Annotated in this window: 1 protein-coding gene; it reads left to right on the forward strand. The window is 32.3% G+C overall.

All coding sequences use genetic code 11. The annotated features are described in order from the left end of the window. Nucleotides 1-486, forward strand: a 486-nt coding sequence (locus FUA24_RS25005) for a PKD domain-containing protein (protein ID WP_394344185.1), incomplete at both ends; no start/stop codon positions are given.

Consider the following 486-nt stretch of genomic DNA (forward strand, 5'->3'; position numbering starts at 1 on the left):
CCAAAGTTAACCACCACTAATGTTAATGAATTTTGTGAATACATTGGTATAGAAACTGATGCCCACGGGCACACCTTTAAGCCAGATGTTAGTAACATAATGTCATATGCTAAAAAAAACTGTAGAACGCATTTTTCTAAACAACAATTACAAAGAATGTATGCCTTTTACATTACCCAAAAGCATTATTTATCTAGCACTAATTTTAATGCAGATGTAGTTGCTAGCAATACCATAACTTGCCAAAACAAACTTACTGTTAACTTTAGCAACTCATGCCCAAATGCATCAGCTTGGGAATGGGATATAAACTCTGATGGTGTTATTGATTACACCTCACAAAACCCTTCGCATACATTTAATTCGGGTATGTACAGTGTAACACTTTCTGTTTATAAAAATTCAAAAAAAATTACTAAAACCTATCATAACCTTGTTAAAGTTGGTGTATTAACTGAAACACTTTTTGATGAAAGTTTTGATACT

The sequence above is a fragment of the Seonamhaeicola marinus genome (genome assembly GCF_008085455.1).